This is a genomic window from Pseudomonas cavernae, assembly GCF_003595175.1.
In the GTDB taxonomy this organism is placed as follows: domain Bacteria; phylum Pseudomonadota; class Gammaproteobacteria; order Pseudomonadales; family Pseudomonadaceae; genus Aquipseudomonas; species Aquipseudomonas cavernae.
This window is the reverse complement of sequence record NZ_CP032419.1, coordinates 4158489-4181757: the sequence shown is the minus strand read 5'-3', so window position 1 is coordinate 4181757 and position 23269 is coordinate 4158489. Positions and strand designations below refer to the sequence as shown.

Genomic DNA, 23269 nt, shown 5'->3' with positions numbered 1-23269 from the left:
ATGAGCGCTACTTTTTTAAAGAATTTGCTTGCCGCGACGCTGCTGGCTGCGAGCTTTACCAGTCATGCAGAAGATATTGATCTGTTCGTTGGTACTCCGCCGAGCTCGACCGATGTGCCAAATGTGTTGATTGTGTTGGACAATACGGGGAACTGGAGCACTCCATTCTCCAATGAAATGGCTGCTCTGAGTTCGGTTGTTTCGGCGTTACCGGCAGACAAGTTTCGAGTTGGACTGATGATGTACACCGAAAGCGGAGGTGGCAACTCTGGTAGTGACGGTGGCTATGTCCGTGCTGCAATACGTTTACTGGATAGTGCCACAAAACTGAAATACCAAGCGCTGGTGAATAGCTTCGACTCGAACAATGACAAAGGCAACGCCGGTAAGAGCGCCAAAGCCATGGCGGAGGCTTATCGATATTTTTCCGCCGGAGCACCTTATGCCGGGAATAACAAAAACAAAACAGACTATATGGAGAATGTCTATAATCCCAATCCGGCAGCTGTTGGTGCGGCGCTGGCTCCTTCGAGGAATGTCTGGGCGCTGCCGGGCAATGCACTAAGCTCGAAGGACGGAACACCTTATGCCAATCCCATCATTTCCGGGTGTGCGAAGAATTTCATCATTTTTATTAGTAATGGCGCCAACCAGGACAGTAATAGCGATACTGAGCAAGCAGAAGATCTTCTGGTCGCGGCTGGCGGAAGCAAGGCCGTAATTCCGATCTCTCCGTCCGGTTCGCAAGGTAATGCGCTGGATGAATGGGTGCGCTTTATGAAAAAAAGCAATCTGGGCATTACCACCTATACGGTCGATATCAACAAAGTCACTACTGGTCAGGGACCCGGCTGGACAGCGCTGTTGAAAAGTGCAGCCAACGTAAGCGATGGCAAATATTTCGACGTGACCAGTAGTGGAACTCAAATTGCCGATGCCCTGAAGACCATATTTTCCGAAATTCAATCGGTCAACAGTGTATTCGCTTCGGTCAGCTTGCCAGTCAGCGTCAATACCCAGGGCACCTACCTCAATCAGGTGTTTATCGGCATGTTTCGTCCGGATCAGGACTCGTTTCCGCGTTGGGCGGGTAACCTGAAACAGTACAAGCTGGGGCGTACTGACGGTGTGCTCAAACTGCAGGATGCAAGCAGTAAAGCGGCAATCAATAGCTCGACCAACTTCATTACGGAATGCGCACGGAGTTTCTGGACACCGACCACTGTGGACAACTACTGGGCCTTCAAGCCACAGGGCGCCTGTCTGGAGGTTGCCAATTCGGATGTGTCCAATTACCCGGACGGTAATGTGGTCGAAAAAGGCGGACAGGGTTATTTGCTGCGTAGCACCACTACGCGCACGGTCAAGACCTGTGATCCGGCCTTTGCCGCCTGCACCAGCTTGACCAACTTCGATACGGCCAATGCTGCGATTACCTCGACCTTGCTTGGTGCTGCGGATTCAACCGAGCGTGATGCGGTGATCAATTGGGCGCGTGGACTGGATGTGAACGATGAGGATACCGATGCGCTTACCGTTACCGAAATGCGTCCCTCCGCCCATGGCGACGTAGTGCACTCGCGCCCGGTGGCCATCAACTATGGTACGGAAGCCTCGCCCCAGGTGGTGGTGTTTTACGGCGGCAATGACGGTGTACTTCGTGCCATCAATGGCAATCGTAGTTCCAGCATTGGGTCGGTTACAGCGGGTAAAGAGTTTTGGTCGTTTATCCCGCCGGAGTTCTACGGCAACATCAAACGTATACGCGACAACACCACGACCATTAGCTATCCCGGCCACACAACAGGAACGCCAACGCCGCAGCCCAAGGCCTATGGTATCGATGGGCCGATCTCTGCCTTCAAGGGCGACATTGGCGGAACGGATAAAACCTTTATTTACGCCGGAATGCGTCGTGGTGGTCGGGCTCTCTATGCCTTTGACGTGACCGACCCTGCCAGCCCGTCTTTGAAGTGGAAGAAAGGTTGCCCTAATCTTGGTAACGACACTGGCTGTACTGCGGACTTGGAGGCAATCGGCCAGACGTGGTCTTCGGCACAAGTGCTTAAGTCGGCAGGTTATGGTTCCGGGGCTTCGCCCATGTTGATCATTGGGGGGGGCTACGACAGTTGCGAGGACACAGATAACGGCACGGTAAATCACAGTTGTACGTCGTCATCCAAGGGCAACAAGATCTATGTGCTGGATGCCGATTCTGGTGCCTTGCTGAAAACCTTGGATACCGTTCGTAGTGTGGTTGGAGACGTCACCGTTGTGCCAGATAGTTCTGGTCTTGCTGTCTATGCCTACGCGGCCGACATGGGGGGTAACATCTACCGAATAACCATTGGCGCGGATGCCCCGGAAGACTGGGGAATCACCACGATTGCCTCGTTGGGTTGCGACACTACAGCAAGCTGTGCGACCAATCGTAAGTTCATGTTCGGTCCGGAGGTAGTTCTTTCTGGAGGTGCGTATTTTCTGCAAGTAGGATCAGGTGATCGCGAAAAACCCTTGACCAGCTTTACTGCCGCCGCCGGTGTTACGAACTATTTCTTTAACTTGAAGGATCAGCCGACCGATACGACTTGGTTGAGTTCAGAAAGTACCACTTGCTCTACTAGCGTGATCTGCTTGAATTCGCTGTTACCCATTACGACCAGTGCCACTCCCACCCAGGCCGAGCTGAATGCGAAGCCAAAGGGCTGGTATCTCGGTTTGGCAGCAACCGAGCAAGTGGTGACCTCCGCTGTTACTGTGTTCGGTCAAGTAGCATTCAATACCCATCAGCCTACAGCCCCAGTAGCCGGGAGGTGCACCAGCCTGGGAACAAATCGCGCGTACAGCATTGCCTATACGGATGCGTCAAACCCAACAGGTGAGCGCTTTATCACGCTGGCCGGTGGTGGGCTGTCGCCGTCTCCTGTGGCAGGTACAGTCCAGCTCGATGATGGTACGGAAGTACCCTTTATCTGCATGCTCGACTGTTTCGAGCCGGATCCTGAGTTTTCCTCTGTGGCGCAACCCAAAAACCGAGTTTTCTGGAATATCGAACAATGACCCGGAGCGCGCGCAAGATACCCTCTTGGCAGCTATCTCGTCGGACTGCACTGCGATCATCCCGTCAGCACGGCTTCACGCTGGTCGAGTTGATGATCACTCTTGCTGTATTCGCGGTGCTGCTGGCAATTATGGTGCCGTCGTACTCTGACATGACCTTGGGCAGCAAGCTGCGCTCCCAGGCCAGCGATCTGGTCGCGGGTGCGGTGCTGGCACGCAGCGAGGCGATCAAGCGTAATTCCGTTGTCCGGATGTGTGTTTCTGCCGATGGCGCAAGCTGCATCGCTGGGGGCTGGGAGCAAGGCTGGGTGGTATTCCACGATGCCGACGATGACGGGACACGGGATGCTGGAGAGACGGTACTGCTGCAGCATCAGGCGGCAGCTTCCGGTTTTAAAATTACCGGGACGGTCGCCAGTGTACGTTTTCAGGGAACAGGTGTAGGGGCTACTCAGACCACATTGACAGCCTGCCGCGCCACCCCCAGCGTTGGCGCTCAAGAGCGTGTGGTCAATATCACTGCGGCAGGGCGTGCATCTGTGACCAAGACCAATACCTCGACCTGTTCCTGACCCATTTCCCGTAGCTCAGTCGGCGTAACAGGCTGCCCCTGCAGGCAGCCTTCACGCCAACGCTTAAACATTAGCGATGCGGCGCAAAGAGCGGCTGGCGTGTGTTGTGTGTGCGTTCGCGCGGCCGATCTGGCCTTGCCACAGGGTTGGCCCACGCTGGTGCGCCAACGATCAACGGCGTGCCTCGCAGCGTGCTGGCGTGCTGGTGGGAATAAACCGGGTTAATGACGTATAACGGGCCGCCTTTGCGGCCCGTTTTTTGGAGAAGCTATGCGTGTCTTGATGGTGGGGGGGCGCTATCGGGTTGTTGTCGGCGCGCTTGTTGGCCGCGGCCGGTGTCGAGGTCTGCCTGCTGGATCAGGGGGCGGTGGGCGCAGAGTCGTCCTGGGCCTGTGGCGGCATCGTTTCCCCGCTCTATCCTGGCGTTACAGCTCGGCGGTGACGGCGCTGGCGCATTGCTGGCGCGCAGTGAGGCAATCAAGCGCAATCAGCCGGTAACCTTCTGTACCTCGTCGGGTGGCTGGCATGAGGGGTGGATTGTGCGAAGCTCTGGTGGCATGGTGATTCAGGCTCATCCGGCAGCAGCAAGTGGCTTCCTGATAACTGGAAGTGTAAACAGCATTACCTTCCAGCCGACTGGAGTCTGCGCTACACAAACCGCGCTGACGGTGTGTCGCGCAACGCCTAGCGTGGGCAGCCAGGAGCGAGTGGTCAGCATCAGTCTTACTGGGCACACCTCGGTCACCAAGACGACAGCTACAAGCTGTTCGTGACTGAACGTTTCGCGCATCGCTGTAGCGGCTCAAGTTGGTGCGCGAAGCTTTCCCTTCTTGGATTCGCCAGTTAAATAGCGGGCTCCCTCCCTCTTAGGCCCGTCCTGGGCCTTTGTCTCCCTCCCAGTGGTTTGATCACCGCGCTTTTAGTGCGGTCAATGCCACAATTTTCTCCACTAAATTTAAAACGTACGTTCGCCTCGGTTACTATGCCGCAGCGCAATAAAGGCCGCTGGTCGGTTTTTTTCGACCGTTTGTCCATGGATGGGCGTTAGCAGGGAGGGAGCTCCGTAGTCCTTGTTCGCTGTCTAGAGCCGTCTATGGAGTGGATGTATGTCGCAGAAAGGCTTCACGCTGATCGAGTTGATGATCACGCTCGTTGTGCTCGCGGTGTTGATTGGCTTGGCAGCGCCGAATCTTTCCCAGTTGCTGCGTGATAACCGAGCAACGGCTGAGCTGAATACGTTTGCCGGCATGCTCAACTATGCACGCCGCGAGGCAGTGCAAGGCGCGCAGACAGTCAGGCTTGAGGGACCGCTGGTGGCCGATGGCAGTTGGCAGGTGCTCAGGGATAGAGACAGCCTGGAGTTGCGTCGATTTGCCCCCTTGTCATCCTTCGTAGTCGATCCTGCCGGCCAGCAAAGCATTCTGTTCGATGTCCAGGGTCGTCTGGTGAGTGCGGCCAAGGTCACTTTTGACCTGGTAGTAAAGGACTCCTCCATCGCCTGCACCGTCTTCAATCGCTCGATATCCATTGAGTTGTCTGGTGCGATTTCTCTTAAGAAGGCGGGCTGCTGATGAACAGGAAATTCCAGCAGGGTTTTTCCTTGGTGGAGGTCATGGTCTCGGTGCTGATTTTCTCCATCGGGCTGCTTGGCCTAGCCGCCATGCAGCTGACGGCGCTGAAGGCCAACCAGACGGCCACCATTCGTTCCCATGCGACTTTCCTGGCTTATGAAATGGCTGACCGCATGCGAGCGGCGCGGGGGGATGCGCAGGCGGGGTTTTACAACCTCAGCATCGCTACTGCATTGCCCTGCAATCCCTCAGCGGAAACCTGTCTGCCTTTTCAGCGTGACCTGGCCGAATGGCGCAACAACTTAGCCAGGCAATTGCCTGGCGGCAGCGGTGGCGTTGTTCAGAACGGCAATCTGTTCACCATCATCGTCCAATGGAACGAAGCGCGGGTGGGGGGCAGTGCCACCCAGCAGTTCTCATTCGTGACGCAGATTTGACGGGGTACCTATGCGTAAGCAACAGGGCTTGAGTTTGGTCGAGCTGATGGTGGCTATGGCGATTGGCCTGCTGATCAGCCTGGCTGTGATGCAGGTTTTCATCAGCAACAAAAACACCTTTGTGATGCAGGGGGCGGCTAGCCATCTGCAGGAAAACGGCCGTTTCGCTCTGCAGTACCTGGCGGCGGAACTCCGCCCAGCCGGTGTTGGGCTTGGGGCCCGTTTGGACGAGGAGAGCATTTGTGTGGTCGCCACCGGTGGTGGTGCGGCCGGGTGGAGTGTGATGAATCGGCCGATCTGGGGGCAGCGGATCACTGCGAACGGTGCTCTCGGAGCAGTGGGAACCGATCAGCTATCGATGTTCGTGAATGATGGCTGCGAGTCGTTCCTCACGGCAGGCGAGCTGCTCAAGCCTGGTGCTAACGCGAATATCAAGGTCACCGCGTATTGCCCGAGCATGCAGCAGGACCGTGCCGTGATGGTGCTGGATATGGAGAAGGCGGTGATTATCCGTGTCAGCAACAAGCCGAACTCCTCCGGCTCCGGTCAAGTGACGCTGACCCATGCCGCGGGGAATAACAACAAGGATGCGAAATGTGGCGGCTTCAAGTTTTCCGATATCGCCTTTAGCAGCCCGGCGCGGGTGGTGGGCTTCAGCCACAAGACCTTCTACGTGGCCGATACCGGCCGCCTTGCGGAAACGGGGCAACCGATCCGCGCGCTGTTTGTGCGGGATGTAGCGCAAATTCCGGCGCAAAGCACGGAGATCGTCGAAGGCGTGGAGTCCATGCACACCAGTTTCGGTGTGGCGCAGGCCAGCAGCGTGGGCGTGCAGGCCTACCTGAGCCCGGCCCAGGTGGAGGCGGCCAATCGCTGGGGCGATGTGCGTACGGTGAAGATCGATCTGCTGCTGGTGACTGCTGAGCGAGCACCCGGTGCACAGGGTCAGGCCATTCAGTTTGATGGCGCTGCGGTGGCGGCGGATGGTCGCTTGCGCCAGGTGTTCAGCACCGTGGTGGCCCTGCGTAACCGGATCGATTAACGAGGCGAAGGATGAACATTCAAAAGCAAAGAGGGGCGGTGCTGCTGGTCTGCCTCATCATGCTCCTGGTGTTGACGGTGCTGGGGGTGACGTCAATGTCGGGGAGCACCCTGCAGGAACGCATGGCGGGTGGGGCGCGGGACTATAACGTGGCATTCCAGGCTGCCGAGGCCGCGCTGCGGGTGGGCGAGGCCCATGTGCGCCAGCAGGTGGAGGCCAGCGTCGATCCGACCCAGTTGTTCAAGGCGCCGACCGACTGCCCGGCCGTGACGGCGGCCCAGTGGTCGCCGCCTGCCGAACTGCACGACAAGCCGAAGCAGCCGGCCTGCCAGGTGAGCAACTACTACGGCGACTCGAGCGGGACGACCTTCTTTGTGTGCGAAACCGATGGCTCGATCGCCGAGAACCGCGCCTTCGACTGCCTGAGCCGCACCTACCTGTTCAACGTCGATGCCACCGGCTATGGCAGCGGGGATGCCGAAGTGCATCTGCGCTCCACCGTGGCCATTGCCATCCGCAGCCAGAACTGATCGAAGGGAGACAGATATGATCGGCTCGAAATTCATGTTCGCGGCGCGGGCGCTGCTGGCCTGTGTGCTGACCGCGGCGTTCAGCCAGGGCGTCCTGGCGGCCTTCGCGCCTGCACAGGTTCCGCTGAGCCTGGGTGGCCAGGTCGAACCCAACCTCATGTTCATCCTGGATGACTCGGGTTCGATGAACTGGGGCTTCCTGCCCGATGACCTGGATTCGTCCTACGATGAGGATGATTGCGATGAAGGCAATTACGCTGGCGAACGTTTGTATCGCTGCCCGAAAACGGGGCTTAAGTACCTGGCCTCCAGCCACTTGAACAAGTCCTACTACAACCCGAAGGTGCAGTACCTGCCGCCGATCAAGAGCGACGGGCAGCGTTACGCCAATGCCAGCTTCACCGCGGCCTGGGTGAACGGTTATGCGGGCAGCGGGGAGAAGGTCAACCTGAGCAGCGGCTATCTCGCGATCATGGGCGACTTTGCCGTGGGCTCGCAGAAGGGCGGCGTGGCTGCCTTCTATTACGACTACATCGGCGGCGGCACCTGCGCCACTAAGCCGCGCCAGGATGCCTGCTATGCCGAGCGCAGCGTGGGCGCCGATGAGCAGCAGAACTTCGCCAACTGGTTCTCCTACTACCGCAACCGCCTGATGTCGGCCAAGGCCGGGGTGAGCCAGGCGTTCTCCGGGCTGCCCGGCGATGTCCGGGTCGGCTATGGGGCGATCAATCGGAAGGGGCAACGCGTCGACACGCAGGATACCAATACGGTGGTGCGTGGGGTGCGGCGTTTCGAGGGCACTGGCCGCTCGGAGTTCTATGACTGGCTGTTCGCCGTCTCGGCTTCCGGTGGTACCCCGCTGCGCCGGGCGCTGGGCGATGCCGGCGACTATTTCTCCCGTACCGACTCGTCCGGGCCCTGGAGTTCGACGCCGGGCCAGACGGGCGGGAAGGAGTACAGCTGCCGGCAGAGCTACACCATCCTGACCACCGATGGTTACTGGAACGGCGATGCTGCGTCGAAAAGTGCCGTGCGCGAGAACGTGGACAACAAGAACGGTCCGACGATCGAAGGGCCGGATGGGAAGACCTACCAGTACGTGCCCAAGGCGCCGTTCAGCGATAACCAGAGCAATACCCTGGCCGACGTGGCCATGTACTACTGGAATCGCGATCTGCATCCCGATCTGGACAACCGCGTGCCGACCGATCCGGCCGACCCCGCGTTCTGGCAGCACATGGTGACCTTCGGTGTCGGCCTGGGGATGAGCGGGACCATCGACCCGAAGGCGGCCTTCGATGCCGTCAAGAAGGGCGGCGCGCTGACCTGGCCCGATCCGAGCAAAAGCGACCCGGCCAAGCTGGACGACCTGCTGCACGCCGCGGTGAACGGGCGCGGCGGCTTCTTCAGCGCCCAGGACCCGCAGCAATTCGCCGTGGCGCTGAGCAGCACCCTGGCCTCGATCTCCGACCGCACCGGTTCGAACACCGCCGCGGTGCCTAATGCGCGCCGGCTGGACAGCAACTCCCTGGTGTACGAGGCCTTCTACAGCAGCGCCGACTGGTCCGGCAAACTGCTGGCCAAGCAGCCACACCAGACCAGCGCCGGCCTGGTCTTCAAGGAGGTCTGGGAGGCCGGGCAGCAGCTCAGCAGTGGCGCGCGCCGCCTGTTCACCCATGACGGCGGAGCGGGCGCGGACCATGGCCTGGCGCTGCGCTGGAGCACTCTGCCGGACAACGTCAAGGCGCACTTCAACGACGACGAAGCGCTGTTCGACTACCTGATGGGCGCACGCGAGAACGAAGCGCCGGCCGGGCGGCTGTTCCGTCAGCGTTCCACCCTGCTCGGCGATATCGTCAACTCCACCCTGGTGCTCGCCAACAAGCAGGACTGGGGCTTCCATGGCCGCGTGCCGCTGTCGAGCGGCGCACAGACCTACGCCGAGTTCGTCGCCGCCAAGGCGCGCAAGACGCCGACCCTGTTCGTCGGTGCCAACGATGGCTTCCTGCACGCCTTCAACGCCAACACCGGCGACGAACTGTTCGGCTATATGCCCAGCGGCGTGCAGGACAACGTCAAGCTGCTGGCCAACAGCGATTACAAGCATCGCTACTTCGTGGACGGCAAGCTGCACATCCGCGACGCCCGGCTGAATGACCAGTGGCGGACGGTGCTGCTCGGCAGCCTGGGCGCCGGTGGTCGCAGCGTCTTCGCCCTCGACGTCACGGACGCCGCTGGCACCACCGGCTTCAGCGCCGACAAGGTGCTGTGGGAGATCAAGGACGACGACCTGGGCTACAACTTCGGCGAGCCGCTGGTCGGTCGCCTGAAGGACGGCACCTGGGCGGCGATCTTCGGCAACGGCCACGGCAGCGCCAGCGACGACGCCGTGCTGTTCATCGTCGAGCTGGCCACCGGCGCGGTGCACAAGGTGCGCGCCGGCACCGCCACGGGTGGCTTGTCCAGCCCGTCCTTCGTCTATGCCGTGGACGGCTCCGGCAACATCTACGTGCAGGACGTGTACGCCGGCGACCTCAGCGGCAACCTGTGGAAATTCAGCCTGAAGAGCAATGGCGCCGGCTATGACGACTTCGAGGTTAGCCTGAAGAACGGCAATAACCCGCAGCCGCTGTACGTGGCGACCGACGCCCAGGGCAAGCGCCAGCCGATCGCGGTCAAGCCGGAGATCGCCTATCACCCGGACGGCCATACCCAGGGCACGATGATCTACTTCGGCACCGGGCGCATGTACAGCTCGGGCGATACCAGCGACCAGAGCACGCAGACCTTCTACGGCATCTGGGACAAGCGGACCAGCAACGGGGCTTCCATCGCCTTCACCGGCCGTTCCGCCCTGGAGCAGCGCTCGATGCTCTTCGAGGGCCCGGCGTTCGGGCGCGATGTGCGGGTGCTCGACGCCCCGGCCAATGGTCCGGACTGGAGCACCAAGCGCGGCTGGTACCTGGACCTCACCTCGCCGGTCAAAGGCGCGCAGGGCGAGCGGGTGATCTTCGCGCCGCGCATCCTGCTCAACCGGCTGGTCTTCGAAACCGCCGTCCCGTCCGCCGACCCCTGCCGGGCGGGTGGCTCGGGCTGGACCATGGTGGTTGACCTGGCCACCGGCGGGCGGCTCAACTACGTGCTGCTGGACCTGAACAAGGATGGCAAGTTCAACGAGGCGGACATGGTCAGCGTGGGCGACCAGAAGTTCCCGCCGTCCGGCATCGGCTCGGACAATGGCATCCCGACCGGCTCGTTCGACCTGATCGACCCGCAGAAATACTGGCTGTGCCGTGGCACCGGGGTGGGTGACTGCATCCCCGCGGTCAATACCCTGAACATTCTCGAGGGCCGCCAGTCCTGGAACCAGATGCGATGAGCAATAGCAAAGGGTTCACCCTGATCGAACTGATGATCGTGGTGGCGGTGATCGGCATCCTCGCCGCCATCGCCTACCCCAACTACACCGAACACGTGCGCAAGGGGCGGCGGGCCGAGGCCAAGGCCGCCCTGATGGAGGGCGCGCAGGCGCTGGAGCGTTACTACTCGACCCACGGCTCCTACCTGGATGCCGGTGGCAACCTGGCCGCGGTCTTCGCCGCCCAATCTCCCGCCTCGGGGGCGGCCAACTACGCCATCGCCGCCGAAGGTGCGTCGACCGCGACCACCTATCAGTTGCGGGCAACCCGCGGCGGTGTCATGGCCGGCGACCCTTGCGGCGACTTCGGGATCAGCCATACCGGCGCCCGCACGATGGTCAATGCCACCCGTACTGTGGCTCAATGTTGGTAGACGGCAGTCAAGCCGACGACGTATCACGGGCCGCTTAGCGGCCCGTTGCATTTGGAGGGTACATGCGCGTTTTGCTGGTTGGGGGTGGTGTCATAGGTTTGTTGTCGGCTCACCACTTGGCCGAGGCCGGGCATGAGGTCGAGGTCCTCGATCAGGGGGCGCTGGGCGGCGAATCGTCCTGGGCCGGCGGTGGGATCGTGTCGCCGCTCTATCCCTGGCGTTACAGCCCGGCGGTGACGGCGCTGGCGCATTGGTCGCAGGATTTCTATCCGCAGTTGGGCGCGCAGTTGCTGGCCGAGACTGGGGTCGACCCGGAGGTGCATGTCACCGGCCTGTACTGGCTGGATCTGGATGACGAAGCCGCGGCGCTGGAGTGGGCGCGGCGCGAGGGGCGGCCTCTGGCGGCGGTGGCGATCGAGGAGGTCTATCGCGACCTGCCGATGCTCGGTGGTGGTTTTTCACGCGCCTTGTACATGGCCGGAGTCGCCAATGTGCGCAACCCGCGGCTGACCCGGGCGCTGCGCGAGGCCCTGTTGCGCATGCCGAACGTGACGCTGTACGAGCACTGTGCGGTGACCGGCTTCATCCGCGAGGACGGCGAGGTCTGCGGCGTGCGCACGGCGCAGGGTGAGCTGCGCGCCGACCGGACGGTGGTGGCTGCCGGCGCCTGGAGCGGGGAGTTGCTGAAGACTCTGGGCATCGAGCTGCCGGTGGAGCCGGTGAAGGGGCAGATGATCCTCTATAAGTGCGCAGAGGATTTCCTGCCGAGCATGGTGCTGGCCAAGGGGCGTTATGCGATTCCGCGCAAGGATGGCCATATCCTCATCGGCAGCACCCTGGAACATGCCGGCTTCGACAAGACCCCCACCGAGGAGGCGTTGGCCAGTTTGAAGGCTTCGGCCGTCGAGCTGCTGCCGGCGTTGGCCAAGGCCGAAGTGGTGAAACACTGGGCTGGGCTGCGTCCGGGCTCGCCGGATGGCATTCCCTTCATTGGCCCGGTGCCCGGTCATGACGGCTTGTGGCTGAACTGCGGGCATTACCGCAACGGTTTGGTCTTGGCGCCGGCGTCCTGCCGGTTACTGGCGGACTTGTTGCTGGGGCGTGAGCCGATCATCGATCCGGCGCCCTATGCGCCGGCGGGGCGCTTGGGGTAGGGCGCAGATCCGAGGGGGGCGTTGCCGTGCAGCGGGGTAACTAGTCCGGAGGTGATGGGTATCGCTGCGCTCAACCCATCCTACGGGCTGTTAGCTTGCAGGCTTGCAGTCTTCAATCGATCCCCAGCTTCTTCAGCCGATAACGCATCGAGCGGAAGGTCAGGCCCAGGCGCTGGGCTGCGGCGGTGCGGTTCCAGCGGGTTTCCTCCAGCGCCTGCATGATCAATTTGCGTTCGAGGTTTTCCAGGTAGTCCTCGAGGTTGTCTATCTGTGCCAGGCTGGCCTCGCCAGCTTCCGCTAATCCGGATGACTCGGCCAGGCGCAGGTCGTGGGTCTGGATCTGCTCATCGTCGCACAGGGTGTAGGCGCGTTCGAGCATGTTTTCCAGCTCGCGCACGTTGCCGGGGAAGCGATAGCTCTTCAGTTTCTCCAGCGCATCGGGGTTGAGTTGGGCGGCGGGCAGGCCGCTGCTTTCGGCCAGGCGCTTGAGCATCACGTCGGCGAGCAGGCCGATGTCTTCGCGGCGTTCGCGCAGCGGCGGCACCCGCAGCTCGATGACGTTGAGGCGGTAGTAGAGGTCCTGGCGGAAGCGGCCGGCGGCGACCTCGGCGGCCAGATCCTTGTGGGTGGCGCAGAGGATGCGCACGTCCACCACCTGCTCCTGCTGGCCGCCGACCGTGCGCACGGCCTTTTCCTGGATGGCGCGCAGCAGTTTGACCTGCATCGGCAGCGGCAGGTCGGCGACTTCGTCGAGGAACAGGGTGCCGCCGTTGGCGACCTGGAACAGCCCCTGCTTGTCCTCGATGGCGCCGGTGAAGCTGCCTTTCTTGTGGCCGAAGAACTCGCTTTCCATCAGCTCGGACGGGATGGCGCCACAGTTCACCGGGACGAATGGCAGCTCGCTGCGCGGACCTTGCTCGTGGATCAGGCGCGCCACCAGTTCCTTGCCACTGCCCGATTCGCCGCTGATATACACCGGCGCCTGGCTGCGGGCGAGCTTGAGGATCTGCTTGCGCAGCGCGCGCATGGGCGGCGAGTCGCCGAGCAGGCGGCTGTCCACCGGCAGCTCCTCTTCTTGCGGGGTGCGCAGGCGCAGGGCGGTAGCCACCAGTTCGCGCAGGCGGGTGAGGTCGACCGGCTTGGTCAGGAAGTCGAAGGCGCCGGCCTTGAGCGCGTTGATCGCGGTGTCGAGGTTGCCATAGGCGGTGATCATCGCCACCGGCACCTGGGGATGGCGCTGCTGGATGTGCTGCACCAGCTCCAGGCCGCTGCCGTCGGGCAGGCGCATGTCGGTCAGGCACAGGTCGAAGGGTTCGCGCGTCAGCCACTCGCGGGCTTCCTTGACGTTGCGCGCGCTGCGCGTGTCGAGGCGCATGCGGCCGAGGGTGATTTCCAGCAATTCGCGGATATCGGGCTCGTCATCGACGATCAGGGCGCGTTGTCGGTTGGCCATGGTTCAGCTCAGCTTGCGTGGGTGGGCGAAGGTGATGCGCAAGCAGCTGCCGCCACCCTCGCGCGGTTTGTAATCGAGGCGGGCCTGGTTGCTCTCGCACAGCTCCCGGGAAATATACAGGCCGAGGCCGGTGCCTTTGTTTTCCGTGGTGTAGAACGGCTCGAAGATATGCTGCACCTGCTCGGCCGGCACCCCGGGGCCGTCGTCCAGCACCTCCAGCACCGGCAGGTCGCTGTCGGCGTCACGGAACAGTTTGAGCCAGACCTGGCCATAGGGGTTGCGCTGGGCGCTGTAGCGCAGGCCGTTCTGCACCAGGTTGGTCAGCACCTGGGTCAGCTGGTTGGGGTCCATGCGTGTCTGCAGGGTACCGCCGCCGGTTTCCACATGCAGCTGCTGGGTGTGCGGCAGGGTGTTGCGGAACTCGCCGGCGAAGCGGTGCAGCCAGTACTTCAGGTCGAGCAATTGCGGCTCCGCCTGGCGCCGGCGCGACAGTTGCAGGACGTTCTCGATCACCAGGTTCATGCGCCGCGACTGGTCCTGGATGATCTGCGCTAGGCGCTGGTCCGGGCCCTGCAGGTCTTCCGACTCCTGCAAGAGCTGCGCGGCATGGCTGATGGCACCCAGCGGGTTGCGGATCTCATGGGCGATGCCGGCGGTGAGGCGGCCGAGGGCGACCAGTTTCAGTTGCTGGGCCTGCTGGGCGATCTGCGAGATGTCATCGAGAAACACCAGGGTGTGTTGCTGCGTGCCACGCTGCAGCGGCACGAAGCTGGGTTGCAGGGCCGGGCCGTGAGGCTGCGTCTGCAGGCTGGACGGGCGCAGGGTGGGGTTGTGGCACCACTGTTGCAGACGCTTGACCAGCTCCGGGCAATGCGGGTCGAGAATCTTGCCGGCCAACGCGTCGCGGCCGAGCAGGGTTTGCGCGCCCTGGTTGGCCAGCAGCACGCGATGCTGGCTGTCCAGCACCAGGATGCCGGTGCGCATGCGCTGCAGGATCTGCTCGTTCAGCGCCTCGAGATTGGCGACATCGGCGGCGCGCTGTTCGGCCAGGCTTTCGCTGTGTTGCAGGCGTCGCGACAGGCCCTGGACGAACAGCGCGGCGGCGAAGCACAGCGCGCCGAGCGCGCCGGCCTGGACGTATTGGGTGGCGGCGGCCGGGCGGCTGAGGCTGAGGTAGAAGGTCAGGTAGATCAGGCCGATGGCCGCCACCGCGGCGATCAGCAGGCCAATGCGCCCGCGCAGGAGGATGTTGGCGATGGCCACCGCGACGATCAGCAGGTTGCCGATACCGCTGGGGGTGCCGCCGCCGGCATAGAACAGGCAGGCCAGCAGCAAGACGTCGACTAGCGCCAGACTGAACACCGGGAGCAGGTGTTGTGGGCGCTGCAGCAGGGCGGCGACCAGCACATTGATGATTAGGTACAGCCAGCTGCCGTAGCGAAACAGCGGCGCGTTGACCAGTTCCAGCAGTTGGTCGTCCAGCTCGCTGGAGATCAACAGCACCAGGGCTAGGCCGATGATCAGCCGGTAGAGGTTGTACAGCCGCAGAATTCGCTGTCCCTGCGCGCTGCTCAGCAGCAGGGGTTCAGCGATCACTGCGCTGCGGGCCTTGGAGTAGATGGTCCTGGGAGCAGTACCAGTGCGCGTCCTGCTGCAGGGCGCGATCTTGTGGCACATGCACGCCGCAATGCGCGCAACGCACCATCGGCGTGGTCCCCGATTCGGTCTTGCTGCGCCGGCGGGAGGGGCGATTGAAGTGGCGCCAGAGCCAGACGGCGACGGCGATCAGGACGATCCAGAACAGCAAGCGGCCCATAGTGGTCTCTTTTTTTATGGAGGCTCGCAGTTTAGCCAAGGACGCCGAGCCAGCACAGACGCTATTCCTCGCCCTGCGCGTTGTTTCTGCCGGGGTCGATGCGGGACAATGCCACACTGTGTAGTGCCCGGCTGTGGGTCGGGCGCGCAACCTTATCGATGGAGGCGGTGATGAGCCAAACCCTGCGGGTCGTGATGGCCCAGCTGAACCTGCGAGTTGGCGATGTGCACGGCAACGTCGAGCGCATCATCGAGGCGGCCGGGATTGCCCGCGACCAATGGCAGGCGGATGTCATCGTGTTCCCCGAGCTGGCCCTGTGCGGCTATCCGCCCGAGGATCTGCTGCTGCGCTCGAGCATGCAGCGACGCATCGAGCATGGTCTGCAGCGCCTGAAGGACGAAGTGCGCGGCATCTACCTGGTGGTCGGCTATCCCTGGCTGGACGGCGAGCTGCGCTACAACGCCTGTGCCGCGATCGCCGATGGCGAGGTGCTGGCCAGCTATTACAAACAGAAGCTGCCCAATTACCGGGTGTTCGACGAGAAGCGCTATTTCGAACCGGGCCACGAAGCCTGCGTGGTGGATATCAAGGGCATCCCGGTGGCGCTGACCATCTGCGAGGACATCTGGTTCGCCGAGCCGATGCGCCAGGCGCGGGCCGCCGGCGCCCAGCTGATGCTCAGCCTCAACGCCTCGCCGTTCCACCTCGACAAGCAGCGCGAGCGCGAGGAAGTGCTGGCCGAGCGGGTTGGTGAGGGCGGCATACCGATCCTCTACGTCAATCAGGTCGGCGGCCAGGATGAGCTGGTGTTCGACGGTGGCAGCTGCGTGATGGGCGTCGATGGCCAGGTCAGCCAGCGTGCGCCGGCCTTCACCGAGGGCCTCTATCCGGTCGACTTCAGCTATGCGGAGCGTCAGGTGCGACCGCGTCCGGCCAGCTGTGCGCCGTTGCCGGAGTTGGAGGCCAGCGTCTACCAGGCGCTGGTGGTCGGCGTGCGCGATTACGTGCAGAAAAATGGTTTCAAAGGGGTGGTGCTCGGCCTGTCCGGCGGCATCGACTCGGCCCTGACCCTGGCGGTGGCGGTCGATGCGCTGGGCGCCGAGCGCGTCGAGGCGGTGATGATGCCCTACCGCTACACCGCGCAGATCAGCCTGGAGGACGCCGAAGCCGAGGCGCGCCTGCTCGGCGTGCACTACCGGGTGCTGCCGATCGCGCCGATGGTCGAGGCCTTCATGGGCACCCTGGCGCCGGTGTTCGAGGGCCTCGGCCGCGACGCCACCGAGGAAAACCTGCAGGCCCGCTGTCGCGGCACCCTGTTGATGGCCATCTCCAACAAGAAGGGCTACCTGGTGCTGACCACTGGCAACAAGAGCGAGATGGCGGTGGGGTACGCCACCCTCTACGGTGACATGGCCGGCGGCTTCGATGTGCTCAAGGACGTGCCCAAGACCCTGGTGTTCCGCCTCTGCGACTATCGCAACAGCCTCGGCGCGGTGATTCCGCAGCGGGTCATCGACCGTCCGCCGTCCGCCGAGCTGGCGCCGGATCAGAAGGACGAGGATTCGCTGCCGCCCTATCCGGTGCTCGACGAGATCCTCAAGCTGTATATCGAGTACGACCTGTCGGCCAATGCCATCATCGCCGAGGGCTTCGACGAGGACACCGTGCGCCGCGTGCTGCGTCTGGTCGATCTCAACGAGTACAAGCGCCGGCAGGCGGCTGTGGGTGTGCGGGTGACCCAGCGTGGCTTCGGCCGTGACCGGCGTTATCCGATTACTTCGGGCTGGCGTATCGGCGACTGAGGGCGGCGAGTCATCCACAAATGAAAAGGGAGGCCGTGGGCCTCCCTTTTTTATGCGTTCGGCAGCGTCAGTCGAAGAGGCCGAAGGTCATGTAGCTCCACCAGGAACGCTCGGCGTTGTTGCCTTCCGCCTCGTGTTGCTCTTCCTCGACGGCCTCCTGGCTTTCCGGTTGCAGGCTGTCCGGAATTTGCTCCTGGGCCTCTTCGTACTGCTTGATCACATCCTGGCTGGCGCGAGTTTCGCCCGGCGGCAGCGGCGTGTCAGTCTCGATCAGGCCAAGGGTGGCCTTGCTCAACCAGGAGCGGTTGTCCGCTTCCTCTTCCAGTGGCACGAACTGGCCGTCGACCAGGCTCGGGTGGTCCGGGTAGTTCAGCTTCAGGGTTTCCAGGCTGCTGGCGGCCAGGTCATCGAGGTGCAGGTGCTGGTAGGCTTCGGTCATGATCGCCAGGCCATCGCCGACGGCCGGGGTTTCCTGGAAGTTTTCCACCACGTAGCGGCCGCGGTTGGCGGCGGCGACGTAGGCCTGGCGCTTCAGATAGTAGTGGCCGACATGCACTTCGTAGGCGGCCAGCAGGTTGCGCAGGTAGACCATGCGCTGCTTGGCGTCCGGCGAGTAGCGGCTGTTCGGGTAGCGGCTGGTGAGCTGGGCGAATTCGTTGAAGGAGTCGCGCGCCGCGCCCGGGTCACGCTTGGTCATGTCCAGCGGCAGGAAGCGCGCGAGTAGGCCGCGGTCCTGGTCGAAGGCGGCCAGGCCCTTGAGGTAATAGGCGTAGTCGACGTTGGCATGTTGCGGATGCAAGCGGATGAAACGCTCGGCGGCGGACTTGGCGGCCTCCGGCTCCATGTTCTTGTAGTAGGCGAAGATCAGTTCGAGTTGCGCCTGTTCGGCATAGCGGCCGAACGGGTAGCGCGATTCCAGGGCTTTCAGCTTGTTGACGGCGCTGGTGTAGCTCTTGTTGTCCAGATCGGCCTGTGCCTGCTGGTACAACTCGGCCTCGCTGAGGTTCTCGTCGACCACATCCTTGGACGAACAGGCAACGTTGAGGGCGAGGATGGCGATCAGCAGCAGGTGTTTCACTTGCATAGCGGCTTGCGTCCCTGTGACGGTTGGCTGTCTTGGCCAGGGCCGTCCTGTTATGATGGGGCCCCGGTAGCCCCGGGACAAAAAGACGCCGTATTTAACCACAAGCGCGTAGCCGAAACCAAAGGCTACGCCCCCGCTGTTGGCGAGCATGTCCGCAATCAATAAGTCGCTTATTCAACTTCGCGCCGAAGTGCCCTCCGACCTGGGCGGGCAACGCCTCGACCAGGTCGCCGCGCAGCTCTTCGGTGAATATTCCCGTTCCCGTCTGTCCGCCTGGATCAAGGACGGCCACCTGCTGGTGGATGGCGCCGTGCTGCGCCCGCGCGACACCGTGTATGGCGGCAGCGTGCTGGTCCTGGAGGCCGAGCAGGAGGCCCAGGGCGAGTGGCTGGCGCAGGACATCGAGCTCAATATCGTTTACGAGGATGAGCACATTTTGGTGCTCGACAAGCCCGCCGGGCTGGTCGTGCATCCGGCGGCGGGGCACCAGGACGGCACCCTGCTGAACGCACTGTTGCATCACGTGCCGGACCTGGTCAACGTGCCGCGCGCCGGCATCGTCCACCGCCTGGACAAGGACACCACAGGCCTGATGGTGGTGGCCAAGAATCTGCAGGCGCAGACCAAGCTGGTCGATCAGCTGCAAAAGCGCACGGTCAGCCGCATTTATGAGGCCATCGTCATCGGCGTGATCACCGCCGGCGGCAAGATCAATGCGCCGATTGGCCGCCATGGCACCCAGCGCCAGCGCATGGCGGTGACTGACGGCGGCAAGCCGGCGGTCAGCCATTACCGGGTGCTCGAACGCTTCCGCTCGCACACCCACACGCGGGTCAAACTGGAAACCGGGCGTACCCACCAGATTCGGGTGCACATGACCCATGTAGGCTTTCCGCTAGTGGGCGACCCGCTTTACTCTGGGCGTTTCCGCATTCCGCCAGCGGCCAGCCCGACCCTGGTGCAGGAGCTCAAGAGCTTCCCGCGGCAGGCCCTGCATGCGCGCTTCCTCGAACTGGACCACCCGGTGACCGGTGAGCGGATGAAGTGGGAGTCGCCGCTGCCGGATGACTTCGTCTGGCTGCTGACCCTGCTGCGTCAGGATCGCGAAGCCTTTGTCGGCTGAGTCGGCGCCGCTGCGCGACTGGCTCATCCCCGACTGGCCGGCCCCGGCCAAGGTGCGCGCCTGCGTCACCACCCGTGCCGGTGGCGTCAGCCAGGCGCCATTCGACAGCTTCAACCTCGGCGACCATGTCGAGGACCAAGCCGCCGCCGTCGGCGAGAATCGTCGCCGCCTGACCGTCCAGCTGGGCTGCCGTCCGGCCTGGCTGCGCCAGGTACATGGCGTGCAGGTAGCGCACGCCGACCCCGCGCAGGTCGCCGCAGCCGACGCCAGCTGGACCGCCACGCCCGGCATCGCCTGCACCGTCCTGACCGCCGATTGCCTGCCGGTGCTGTTCTGCGACCGCGCCGGCACCCGGGTGGCCGCCGCCCATGCCGGTTGGCGCGGGCTGGCCGGCGGCGTGCTGGAGACCACCCTCGAGGCCTTGGCGCTGCCGGCCGACGAGGTGCTGGTGTGGCTCGGCCCGGCCATCGGTCCGGCGGCCTTCGAGGTTGGCGCCGAGGTGCGCGACGCCTTCGTCGCCAGCCATCCGCAGGCGACCGCCGCGTTCCGCCCGAGCGCCAATCCGGGGCGGCACATGGCCGATATCTACCAGCTGGCGCGCATCCGTCTGGCCGCCCGTGGCGTCACCGCGGTCTATGGCGGCGGCTTTTGCACCGTCCATGATCCACGCTTCTATTCCTATCGCCGGGCGGCGCGCACCGGGCGCTTCGCCAGTCTGATCTGGCTGGACTGACGCCTCCCGGCCGCCGCGCCGACCCCGGTCAAAGTCCGCCGGCTTGAACTCTGCACAATCATCCCTATCTAGACTGGTATCTCGGCAGGCTTTCGGTACCGGCGGATTGAGCGCGCCAGCCTGCTTCTTAAAGGAAGGATGAACCCATGCGAATAGACCGTTTGACCAGCAAGCTGCAACTGGCCCTGTCCGACGCCCAATCCATCGCCGTCGGCCTCGATCATCCGGCGATCGAACCCTTGCACCTGATGCAGGCCCTGCTGGAACAGCAGGGCGGCTCGATCAAGCCGCTGCTGATGCAGGTGGGCTTCGATATTCCCGGCCTGCGCCAGGCGCTGAACAAAGAGCTCGATCACCTGCCAAAAATCCAGAACCCCACCGGCGACGTCAATCTTTCGCAGGATCTGGCCCGTCTGCTCAACCAGGCCGATCGCCTGTCGCAGCAGAAGGGCGACCAGTTCATCTCCAGCGAACTGGTGCTGCTCGCCGCCCTGGACGAGAACACCCGCCTGGGCAAGCTGCTGCTCGCCCAGGGCGTGAGCAAGAAGGCCCTGGAAAACGCGGTGGCCAACCTGCGCGGCGGCGATGCCGTGAACGACCCGAATGCCGAGGAGGCGCGCCAGGCGCTGGACAAATACACCGTCGACCTGACCAAGCGTGCCGAAGACGGCAAGCTCGACCCGGTGATCGGCCGTGACGACGAAATCCGGCGCACCATCCAGGTCCTGCAGCGGCGGACCAAGAACAACCCGGTGCTGATCGGCGAGCCCGGCGTCGGCAAGACCGCCATCGTCGAGGGCCTGGCCCAGCGCATCGTCAACGGCGAAGTGCCGGACGGCCTCAAGGACAAGCGCCTGTTGTCTTTGGATATGGGCGCGCTGATCGCCGGCGCCAAATTCCGCGGCGAGTTCGAGGAGCGTCTGAAGGCGGTGCTCAACGACCTGTCCAAGCAGGAAGGGCGGATCATCCTGTTCATCGACGAACTGCATACCATGGTCGGCGCCGGCAAGGCCGAGGGCGCCATGGATGCCGGCAACATGCTCAAGCCGGCGCTGGCGCGTGGCGAGCTGCACTGCGTCGGCGCCACCACGCTGGACGAATATCGCCAGTACATCGAGAAGGATGCGGCGCTGGAGCGGCGCTTCCAGAAGGTGCTGGTCGATGAGCCGAGCGAAGAAGACACCATCGCCATCCTCCGTGGCCTCAAGGAGCGCTACGAGGTGCATCACGGCGTCACCATCACCGACGGCGCGATCATCGCCGCGGCCAAGCTCAGCCACCGCTATATCACCGACCGCCAGCTGCCGGACAAGGCCATCGATCTGGTTGACGAGGCCGGTAGCCGCATCCGCATGGAAATCGACTCCAAGCCGGAAGCGCTGGATCGCCTGGAGCGCCGCCTGATCCAGCTGAAGATCGAGCGTGAGGCGCTGAAGAAGGAAGACGACGAGGCCACCAAGAAGCGCCTGGCCAAGCTGCAAGACGACATCGCCAAGCTGGAGAAGGAATACGCCGACCTCGAGGAGGTCTGGAAGTCGGAGAAGGCCGAAGTGCAAGGTTCGGCGCAGATCCAGCAGAAGATCGAGCAGGCCAAGCAGGAGCTGGAAAACGCCCGGCGCAAGTCAGATTTGCAGCGCATGGCCGAACTGCAGTACGGCATCATTCCCGACCTCGAGCGCAGCCTGCAGATGGTCGATCAGCACGGCAAGACCGAGAAGCAGTTGCTGCGCAACAAGGTCACCGACGAGGAGATCGCCGAGGTGGTGTCGAAGTGGACCGGCATCCCGGTGGCCAAGATGCTCGAGGGCGAGCGCGAGAAACTGCTGAAGATGGAAAGCCTGCTGCATCAGCGGGTCATCGGCCAGGACGAGGCGGTAGTGGCGGTGGCCAACGCCGTGCGCCGCTCGCGCGCCGGCTTGTCCGACCCCAATCGGCCGAGCGGTTCGTTCCTGTTCCTCGGTCCTACCGGGGTGGGCAAGACCGAGCTGTGCAAGGCGCTGGCGGAATTCCTCTTCGACACCGAAGAGGCGCTGGTGCGCATCGATATGTCCGAATTCATGGAGAAGCATTCCGTGGCGCGGCTGATCGGTGCGCCGCCGGGCTATGTCGGCTATGAGGAGGGCGGCTACCTGACCGAGGCGGTGCGCCGTAAGCCTTACTCGGTGGTGCTGCTGGACGAGGTCGAAAAGGCCCATCCGGATGTGTTCAACATCCTCCTGCAAGTGCTCGAGGACGGTCGTCTGACCGACAGCCACGGGCGCACCGTGGACTTCCGCAACACCGTGGTGGTGATGACCTCGAACCTCGGCTCGGTGCAGATCCAGGAGCTGGTCGGCGACCGCGAGGCGCAGCGCGCCGCGGTGATGGATGCGGTGAGCGCGCACTTCCGGCCGGAGTTCATCAACCGCATCGACGAGGTGGTGGTGTTCGAGCCGCTGGGCCGCGAGCAGATCGCCGGCATCGCCGAGATCCAGCTGCAGCGTCTGCGTCAGCGCCTGAGCGAGCGCGAGCTGAGCCTGGCGCTGAGTGGCGAGGCCCTGGACAAGCTGGTCGCCGTCGGTTACGACCCGGTCTACGGCGCGCGGCCGCTGAAGCGGGCGATCCAGCGCTGGATCGAGAACCCGCTGGCGCAGCAGATCCTGGCCGGCGAGTTCGCTCCGGGCGCCAGCATCACGGCCAAGGTAGAGGGCGGGGAGATCGTCTTCGTCTGAGCTTTGCAGGCAGAAAAAAGCCCCGCATGGCGGGGCTTTTTTCTGCCTGCTCACAGGTGTTTGAGCAGTATCTCCAGCGCGGCGGCCTGGTCTTCCGCGAGGTCGATGATATGGAAACCGGACCAGGCATGCTTGCCATCGGCGCTGGGGCGGCTCCAGAGGCAGTCGGCCCCGAGTTTGATCTCGCCGATACCGTCGATGGGCTGCTCGGTGACCAGGCGGCATTCGAGCAGGCTATCGACATTCTGCCGGTGGTTACTGAACAGCATGAAGCCGTCGGCGGAGAGGTCCACCACGCGCCCCAGATGTTGCTGCGAGTGCAGATCGAAAACTTCCAGCTGCAGCTCGGTACTGCGGCGGCTGTGCTGACGACGATCATCCATTGCGGC

The 23269-nt window shown here is 63.2% G+C and carries 19 protein-coding genes and 1 pseudogene; 15 read left to right on the top strand and 5 right to left on the bottom strand.

Features of this window, described 5'->3' with window-relative positions:
• The 11 genes and pseudogenes from D3880_RS19020 to thiO all read left to right on the top strand — a co-directional run bounded on the left by D3880_RS19020 (position 1) and on the right by thiO (position 12158).
• Positions 1 to 3060 (top strand): pilus assembly protein, encoded by a 3060-nt coding sequence (locus tag D3880_RS19020; protein WP_119894981.1) that lies wholly within the window; start codon positions 1 to 3, stop codon positions 3058 to 3060.
• Complete coding sequence (locus tag D3880_RS19015; protein ID WP_119894980.1) at positions 3057 to 3632, top strand: GspH/FimT family pseudopilin; 576 nt, start codon at positions 3057 to 3059, stop codon at positions 3630 to 3632. The genes D3880_RS19020 and D3880_RS19015 overlap by 4 nt, the downstream gene beginning before the upstream one ends.
• 298 nt (positions 3633 to 3930) lie before the next feature.
• Positions 3931 to 4088: pseudogene (locus D3880_RS23130) on the top strand (FAD-dependent oxidoreductase); the annotation flags it as partial.
• Entirely contained in the window at positions 4088 to 4405 is a 318-nt protein-coding gene (locus D3880_RS23450; RefSeq protein ID WP_218567584.1) for a GspH/FimT family protein, read from the top strand. The pseudogene D3880_RS23130 and the gene D3880_RS23450, both read left to right, overlap by 1 nt.
• Positions 4406 to 4738: 333 nt before the next feature.
• Complete coding sequence (locus D3880_RS19005; RefSeq protein WP_119894978.1) at positions 4739 to 5203, top strand: GspH/FimT family pseudopilin; 465 nt, start codon at positions 4739 to 4741, stop codon at positions 5201 to 5203.
• Entirely contained in the window at positions 5203 to 5640 is a 438-nt protein-coding gene (pilV, locus tag D3880_RS19000) for a type IV pilus modification protein PilV (protein ID WP_119894977.1), read from the top strand. Before D3880_RS19005 ends, pilV begins: the two co-directional genes overlap by 1 nt.
• Before the next feature lie 10 nt (positions 5641 to 5650).
• Positions 5651 to 6682 carry a PilW family protein gene (locus D3880_RS18995; protein ID WP_119894976.1) on the top strand — a complete coding sequence of 344 codons (1032 nt, stop codon included), beginning with the start codon at positions 5651 to 5653 and terminating at the stop codon, positions 6680 to 6682.
• A gap of 11 nt (positions 6683 to 6693) precedes the next feature.
• On the top strand, positions 6694 to 7212 hold the full coding sequence (locus tag D3880_RS18990; protein WP_119894975.1) for a pilus assembly PilX family protein: 519 nt from the start codon (positions 6694 to 6696) through the stop codon (positions 7210 to 7212).
• Positions 7213 to 7228: 16 nt separating this feature from the next.
• Positions 7229 to 10591, top strand: coding sequence for a pilus assembly protein (locus D3880_RS18985; RefSeq protein ID WP_162935020.1), 3363 nt, complete (start codon positions 7229 to 7231; stop codon positions 10589 to 10591).
• A complete protein-coding gene (locus D3880_RS18980) occupies positions 10588 to 11004 on the top strand; it encodes a type IV pilin protein (RefSeq protein ID WP_119894973.1) in 417 nt (138 codons plus the stop codon). Before D3880_RS18985 ends, D3880_RS18980 begins: the two co-directional genes overlap by 4 nt.
• A gap of 62 nt (positions 11005 to 11066) precedes the next feature.
• Entirely contained in the window at positions 11067 to 12158 is a 1092-nt protein-coding gene (gene thiO / locus D3880_RS18975) for a glycine oxidase ThiO (RefSeq protein ID WP_119894972.1), read from the top strand.
• A gap of 112 nt (positions 12159 to 12270) precedes the next feature.
• On the opposite strand, the gene D3880_RS18970 is transcribed toward thiO, so the two are convergent.
• Genes D3880_RS18970 through D3880_RS18960 form a run of 3 tightly spaced genes read right to left on the bottom strand, consistent with a single transcriptional unit; the run spans position 12271 to position 15427 of the window.
• Positions 12271 to 13611, bottom strand: a complete 1341-nt coding sequence (locus D3880_RS18970) for a sigma-54-dependent transcriptional regulator (protein WP_119894971.1) — start codon at positions 13609 to 13611, stop codon at positions 12271 to 12273.
• A gap of 3 nt (positions 13612 to 13614) precedes the next feature.
• Positions 13615 to 15207, bottom strand: coding sequence for a sensor histidine kinase (locus tag D3880_RS18965; protein WP_218567583.1), 1593 nt, complete (start codon positions 15205 to 15207; stop codon positions 13615 to 13617).
• The gene (locus tag D3880_RS18960) at positions 15197 to 15427 is read right to left on the bottom strand and encodes a PP0621 family protein (protein WP_119895786.1); all 231 of its coding nucleotides are present in this window, start codon (positions 15425 to 15427) and stop codon (positions 15197 to 15199) included. The genes D3880_RS18965 and D3880_RS18960 overlap by 11 nt, the downstream gene beginning before the upstream one ends.
• 170 nt (positions 15428 to 15597) lie before the next feature.
• On the opposite strand from D3880_RS18960, the gene D3880_RS18950 reads away from it, so the two are divergent.
• A complete protein-coding gene (locus D3880_RS18950; protein ID WP_119894968.1) occupies positions 15598 to 17229 on the top strand; it encodes an NAD+ synthase in 1632 nt (543 codons plus the stop codon).
• Positions 17230 to 17296: 67 nt separating this feature from the next.
• Here D3880_RS18950 and D3880_RS18945 read toward each other — a convergent pair whose 3' ends face one another.
• Positions 17297 to 18313: an outer membrane protein assembly factor BamD gene (locus D3880_RS18945; RefSeq protein WP_119894967.1), complete on the bottom strand. Its 1017-nt coding sequence runs from the start codon at positions 18311 to 18313 to the stop codon at positions 17297 to 17299.
• A gap of 148 nt (positions 18314 to 18461) precedes the next feature.
• On the opposite strand from D3880_RS18945, the gene rluD reads away from it, so the two are divergent.
• The 3 genes from rluD (at position 18462) to clpB (ending at position 22880) form a co-directional block, all read left to right on the top strand.
• Positions 18462 to 19436 (top strand): 23S rRNA pseudouridine(1911/1915/1917) synthase RluD, encoded by a 975-nt coding sequence (rluD, locus tag D3880_RS18940; RefSeq protein ID WP_119894966.1) that lies wholly within the window; start codon positions 18462 to 18464, stop codon positions 19434 to 19436.
• A gap of 10 nt (positions 19437 to 19446) precedes the next feature.
• The gene (gene pgeF / locus D3880_RS18935) at positions 19447 to 20169 is read left to right on the top strand and encodes a peptidoglycan editing factor PgeF (RefSeq protein ID WP_119895785.1); all 723 of its coding nucleotides are present in this window, start codon (positions 19447 to 19449) and stop codon (positions 20167 to 20169) included.
• 146 nt (positions 20170 to 20315) lie between these two features.
• Complete coding sequence (gene clpB / locus D3880_RS18930; protein ID WP_119894965.1) at positions 20316 to 22880, top strand: ATP-dependent chaperone ClpB; 2565 nt, start codon at positions 20316 to 20318, stop codon at positions 22878 to 22880.
• Between the two features lie 50 nt (positions 22881 to 22930).
• Here clpB and D3880_RS18925 read toward each other — a convergent pair whose 3' ends face one another.
• The gene (locus tag D3880_RS18925; RefSeq protein ID WP_119894964.1) at positions 22931 to 23263 is read right to left on the bottom strand and encodes a PilZ domain-containing protein; all 333 of its coding nucleotides are present in this window, start codon (positions 23261 to 23263) and stop codon (positions 22931 to 22933) included.
• Between the last annotated feature and the right edge of the window lie 6 nt (positions 23264 to 23269).

Excerpts from the sequence above, each read along its gene's own strand:
- rluD (WP_119894966.1), top strand. The coding sequence starts at position 18,462 with ATGTCCGCAATCAATAAGTCGCTTATTCAACTTCGCGCCGAAGTGCCC.
- pilV (WP_119894977.1), top strand. The coding sequence starts at position 5,203 with ATGAACAGGAAATTCCAGCAGGGTTTTTCCTTGGTGGAGGTCATGGTC.
- D3880_RS18970 (WP_119894971.1), bottom strand. The coding sequence starts at position 13,611 with ATGGCCAACCGACAACGCGCCCTGATCGTCGATGACGAGCCCGATATC.
- D3880_RS18945 (WP_119894967.1), bottom strand. The coding sequence starts at position 18,313 with ATGCAAGTGAAACACCTGCTGCTGATCGCCATCCTCGCCCTCAACGTT.
- D3880_RS19005 (WP_119894978.1), top strand. The coding sequence starts at position 4,739 with ATGTCGCAGAAAGGCTTCACGCTGATCGAGTTGATGATCACGCTCGTT.
- clpB (WP_119894965.1), top strand. The coding sequence starts at position 20,316 with ATGCGAATAGACCGTTTGACCAGCAAGCTGCAACTGGCCCTGTCCGAC.
- D3880_RS18990 (WP_119894975.1), top strand. The coding sequence starts at position 6,694 with ATGAACATTCAAAAGCAAAGAGGGGCGGTGCTGCTGGTCTGCCTCATC.
- thiO (WP_119894972.1), top strand. The coding sequence starts at position 11,067 with ATGCGCGTTTTGCTGGTTGGGGGTGGTGTCATAGGTTTGTTGTCGGCT.
- D3880_RS18985 (WP_162935020.1), top strand. The coding sequence starts at position 7,229 with ATGATCGGCTCGAAATTCATGTTCGCGGCGCGGGCGCTGCTGGCCTGT.
- D3880_RS18960 (WP_119895786.1), bottom strand. The coding sequence starts at position 15,427 with ATGGGCCGCTTGCTGTTCTGGATCGTCCTGATCGCCGTCGCCGTCTGG.
- D3880_RS18925 (WP_119894964.1), bottom strand. The coding sequence starts at position 23,263 with ATGGATGATCGTCGTCAGCACAGCCGCCGCAGTACCGAGCTGCAGCTG.
- D3880_RS18995 (WP_119894976.1), top strand. The coding sequence starts at position 5,651 with ATGCGTAAGCAACAGGGCTTGAGTTTGGTCGAGCTGATGGTGGCTATG.
- D3880_RS18950 (WP_119894968.1), top strand. The coding sequence starts at position 15,598 with ATGAGCCAAACCCTGCGGGTCGTGATGGCCCAGCTGAACCTGCGAGTT.
- D3880_RS19015 (WP_119894980.1), top strand. The coding sequence starts at position 3,057 with ATGACCCGGAGCGCGCGCAAGATACCCTCTTGGCAGCTATCTCGTCGG.
- D3880_RS18980 (WP_119894973.1), top strand. The coding sequence starts at position 10,588 with ATGAGCAATAGCAAAGGGTTCACCCTGATCGAACTGATGATCGTGGTG.
- D3880_RS19020 (WP_119894981.1), top strand. The coding sequence starts at position 1 with ATGAGCGCTACTTTTTTAAAGAATTTGCTTGCCGCGACGCTGCTGGCT.